Raw genomic sequence first — 4399 nt, 5'->3', positions numbered from 1 at the left:
TGGTTCCTCCTCCGGTGGCACCTCGTCCGGCGGGTCGACCTCGGGCGGCAGTTCCTCCGGAGGGTCGTCCTCGACCCCGGCCTCGCGTGACGAGACACGCCCCGCCTCCTCGTCCGGCAATGCCGCTGCGGGCGCGGTCAGCTGGGCGCTGAGCAGGCTCGGATCCCCCTACGTGTGGGCGGGTGAGGGACCCGGGTACGACTGCTCCGGGCTGGTGATGATGGCGTACCGCTCGCAGGGGATCTACCTGACCCACCTCGCCGCTGCACAGTACTACGAGGGCACGCACGTGCCGGTGGGGTCGGCCCAGGCCGGCGACCTGATCTTCTGGAGCGACGGCAGCCGGATCTACCACGTCGCCATGTCGCTGGGCGGCAACCGGATCGTGGAGGCCCCGACCTTCGGGATCCCTGTGCGCGTGACCACCATCTACAACTGGGGTCAGGTCATGCCCTACGCAGTGCGCGTCGCCTGACGGTCCGTCGCTTCCGCCAGGGTCCCCGGGCGCGAGGTCCGCTCAGTTCACACCGTGAGGTCCGCTCAGTTCACACCGTGAGGTCCGCCCTGTTGTGGGTGTGAGGTCCGCCCTTCCCACAGCGTGAGGTCCGCCCTCGTGCGCCGGAGTGGTCCGCCAGGACGGACTTCGACGGCAGAACGGGACGGACCTCAGGGTTGGAACAGGACGGACCTCGACCCCCGAACAGAGCGGACTTCGGCAGGGGGAGGAGGGGTCAGTTGAACCCGTCCGCCCCGGTCTCCTTGGCACGCTCGTAGGAGCGCACGATCTCGGCCTCGGCGGCCTCACGGCCGACCCAGTGGGCACCCTCGACGGACTTGCCGGGCTCCAGGTCCTTGTAGACCTCGAAGAAGTGCTGGATCTCCAGGCGGTGGTACTCCGAGACGTCGTCGATCTCGGTGCGCCACGACGCGCGCTGGTCGGAGGCGGGCACGCACAGGACCTTGTCGTCGCCGCCCTTCTCGTCGCGCATGCGGAACATGCCCAGTGCGCGGCAGCGGATCACGCACCCGGGGAAGGTCGGCTCGTCGAGGAGCACCAGCGCGTCCAGCGGGTCCCCGTCCTCCCCCAGGGTGTCGTCGATGAACCCGTAGTCGTCGGGGTAGCGCGTCGAGGTGAAGAGCATGCGGTCCAGGCGGATGCGCCCGGTCTCGTGGTCGATCTCGTACTTGTTCCGGTTCCCCTTGGGGATCTCGATGGTGACGTCGAACTCCACGTCCGTGTTCCTCCTGCCGGGACGTCTGGCGTCCCTCCGGTCGGTCTGGTCAGTGAGGCGTCGCCACTCCACTAGTGTGAACCGGGAATCGGCACACCAGGGGGGTTCGATGCGGCGCAGGGCTGTTGGTGCGATTGTAGGCGCAAGCGTGGCGGCGGTGGCTCTGGTCGGCTACGCCGTGGCAGACGCCCACGACGTCGTCCCCGGCGTGCTCACCCTCTCAGACGTCCCCCAGCCCTCCGACCCGCCCTCGCTGGCACCCCAGTCCGGGGTGGTGGACACCCGGGCCCAGTCCGGGGACGGGACGGCCGTGGACGCGGCGGACGTCAAGGAGCTGTGGACACCGGTGGCCAACGCCGCCACCGACGGCAAGTGGAAGAGCTGGGGCATCGTCATGGACGCCGACACCGGCGAGGTCCTCCTCGACTCCGCCTCGGCCACCGCCCACACCCCGGCCTCCACCACCAAGATCCTCACCGCGACCACCGCCCTGTCCGACCTCGACTCCTCGGCCACACTCGCCACGGGCACCTCACTCAAGGGCACCGACCTCTACCTGTGGGGCGAGGGGGACCTCCTCCTGGCCCGCGGGGAGGGGAGCGAGGACTCCGTCGAGGGCCACGCGGGCATCGCCGACCTGGCCGCCGACACCATCGCCCAACTCCAGGAGCGCGGGATCACCCGCGTGACCCTGCGCTGGGACCACGACATCTTCACCGGTTCCCCCACCCTCGACGCCTGGAAGAAGCAGGACGTCGAGGGGTACGAGGGCGTCGTCGGTGCCTTCGCCTTCAACGGTGGGCGCACCACCGCAGGCGGGGACTCCTTCGCGGAGGACCCGGGCAGGGACGTCGCCCTGGAACTCGCGGCCCGACTGCGCAGCGCCGGCATCGAGGCCGAGGCCTCCGGGGAGGCGACGCTGCCCGACGGGGCCACCGAACTGGCACGGGTCGAGTCCGCCACCATCGGCCAGCAGATCCGCTGGTTCCTCCACCACTCCGACAACACCCTGGCGGACCAGTACTGCCGACTCGCCGCGGCCGCAGCCGGAGCCGAGCCCTCCTTCTCCGGCGCGACGGCGCACGTCGCCGGCACACTCACGGACCTCGGCATCGACACGACCGGCCTGAGGATGCAGGACTGCTCGGGCCTGTCCTCCGATGACCGGATCTCCGGCAGGACGCTGGCGGAGACCCTCCTGACCACCATGGACGCCACCCACCCGAACCTGCGCGACCTCGTGCGCTCCCTCCCCTGGGGAGGGCTGGACGGGACCCTCGACGGGCGCTTCCTCACCGGGGACGCCGCGGCGAACGTGCAGGCCAAGACCGGCTCCCTCGGGTCGGTCTCCTCCCTGGCGGGGGTCGTGACCACGGAGGGAGGTCGCACACTGGTCTTCGCGGTGGGCAACGACTCGGTCCCGGGAGGCGCCGCCTACTGGACGCGGGGCGTCCTCGACGACTTCGTGGAGGGACTCTCGGGCCTGTGAGAGGTCCACGCCGGTAGGATCGCACCATGATCCACACCCCCGGGTGGCGTGAACTCGGCAGTGCCGTCAGCCACCTGACCCCCGCGGGACCGACCGTGTCCCCCGCGGCCGCAGCGGCCTCCACGGCACGACTGCGGCGCGCCGTCCGGTGGTCGGCGCCCCTGCTCGCAGGGCTCTCCGGCCTGCCGGACGCCGCCACCCGCGTCGCGCAGGCCCCGGCCCTGGTCGTGGACCGGCGTGGGGCGATCGAGGTCTGCGCCGGCCTCGCCTCCGCCTTCGTCGAGGTCGGCGACTCCCGCCCGACCGTCGGGGAGTGGGCCTCGCCCGCACGGGTGAGACCCGGCCTGGTCCACCTCGCCGGTGCGGCGGCCGGACTCAGCGCCCTGGCCCCGCAGGTCAAGGGCCTGTGGGACCCCTTCGCCCACCGCCGCGTCCTGGTGGCCCCCAATGTCCTGGCCACCGCCGAGAAGGGCGCCCTGGACCAGATCGACTACAGCCGCTGGGTGTCGCTGCGCGCCGGCCTGTGGGGGACCCTCTTCGAAGCCGCGCCGTGGCTGGTGTCCCACATGTCGCGCACCTCCCGGCACCTGCCCCAGTCCTCGGGTGACTTCGCGCGCCTGGTGCTCGTGCTCGACGCGGTCGTGTCCTCCCTGCTGGAGGACCTCGGCCCCCAGGACATCCCCTCCATCGGTTGGATCAGGCACAACGCCCCCGAACCCGCCGGCGTGGTCGGCCTGAAGGTCCTCACGTGGATGGGCATCCCCGTGCCCGAGCTCGACCCGGAGCGTGCCCGGGCCGCCGCCTTCGCCCAGGAGGTCCGCGCCGACTCCGCCCTGGCCACCCTGCTGCGCTCCCCCGACTACCTGCCCACGCGCGAGGAGTTCGAGCACCCGGAGGTCTGGGCCCGCCGTGTCGGGCTCTGAGGGCGCGGTGCCGCCCCCCACGGCCCGTGACCTCGTGGGACCCAACCCCGCGGGACCCCTGCGTCGGGTCTCCCTGGCCGTGCGTGCAGCGCTGCGCCCGCTCCTCGACGAGGGCGACGCCGTCGTCCTCGTCGGGGTGTCCGGTGGGGCGGACTCCCTCGCGCTCGCGGTGACGGCGATCGACCAGTGCACCCGTCTGGGGGTGGGGGTCCACACCCTCACCGTGGACCACGGCCTGCGCGAGGGCTCCGCCGCTGAGGCCGCCGGTGTCGCGGAGCTGATGGGCGGACTCGGCGCGCACGCCGACTGGGAGAGCGTGGAGGTCGGTGGGCCCGGCGGGCCGGAGGCCTCCGCGCGGGACGCACGGAGGGACGCGTTGCTGCGGCGTGCGGGGTCGCTGGCCCGTTCCGGCGGGAGGCGGGTCGTCGTCCTGGTGGGGCACACGATGGACGACCAGGCCGAGACCGTGCTCCTGCGCCTGGCCCGCGGATCCGGTGCGGGGTCCCTGCGGGCGATGTCGGACCTGGTGCGCCTCCCGGACGGCACCGTGTGGTGCCGGCCCCTGCTCGGCATCCGGCGCGCCGACACACGCGGGGCCTGCCGCCAGCTCGGCCTGGACTGGGTCGAGGACCCGACGAACGCCCCTGACGGCCCGTGGCGCGCGGCCGACGGGGGTGCGCTGCGGCGCGCCGCCGTGCGCAGCGGAGCGCTGCCCGCACTGGAGCGTGCCCTCGGGCAGGACCCCGTCCCGCACT

Annotated in this window: 5 protein-coding genes; 4 read left to right on the top strand and 1 reads right to left on the bottom strand. The window is 72.8% G+C overall.

The genetic code is table 11. The features are described from left to right. The coding region (locus tag TA90_RS02200; protein WP_043534390.1) for a C40 family peptidase at positions 1 to 475 on the top strand (475 nt) is incomplete at its 5' end. Positions 476 to 731: 256 nt separating this feature from the next. Here the strand turns inward: TA90_RS02200 and TA90_RS02195 are convergent. After that, positions 732 to 1232 carry an inorganic diphosphatase gene (locus TA90_RS02195; RefSeq protein WP_043534389.1) on the bottom strand — a complete coding sequence of 167 codons (501 nt, stop codon included), beginning with the start codon at positions 1230 to 1232 and terminating at the stop codon, positions 732 to 734. A 148-nt stretch (positions 1233 to 1380) separates the two neighbouring features. On the opposite strand from TA90_RS02195, the gene dacB reads away from it, so the two are divergent. From dacB to tilS, 3 genes are all read left to right on the top strand, one after another. Continuing rightward, on the top strand, positions 1381 to 2721 hold the full coding sequence (gene dacB / locus TA90_RS02190) for a D-alanyl-D-alanine carboxypeptidase/D-alanyl-D-alanine endopeptidase (protein ID WP_231550630.1): 1341 nt from the start codon (positions 1381 to 1383) through the stop codon (positions 2719 to 2721). Positions 2722 to 2747: 26 nt separating this feature from the next. Beyond that, positions 2748 to 3644, top strand: a complete 897-nt coding sequence (locus tag TA90_RS02185) for a zinc-dependent metalloprotease (protein WP_043534387.1) — start codon at positions 2748 to 2750, stop codon at positions 3642 to 3644. Next, positions 3631 to 4399 (top strand): tRNA lysidine(34) synthetase TilS (gene tilS / locus TA90_RS02180; RefSeq protein WP_074015234.1); only part of this gene is annotated, 769 nt, incomplete at its 3' end. The genes TA90_RS02185 and tilS, both read left to right, overlap by 14 nt.

The organism is Actinomyces polynesiensis (assembly GCF_000820725.1).
In the GTDB taxonomy this organism is placed as follows: domain Bacteria; phylum Actinomycetota; class Actinomycetes; order Actinomycetales; family Actinomycetaceae; genus Pauljensenia; species Pauljensenia polynesiensis.
Note: the sequence above shows the minus strand (reverse complement) of the source record. Positions and strands in the feature narration are given on the sequence as shown.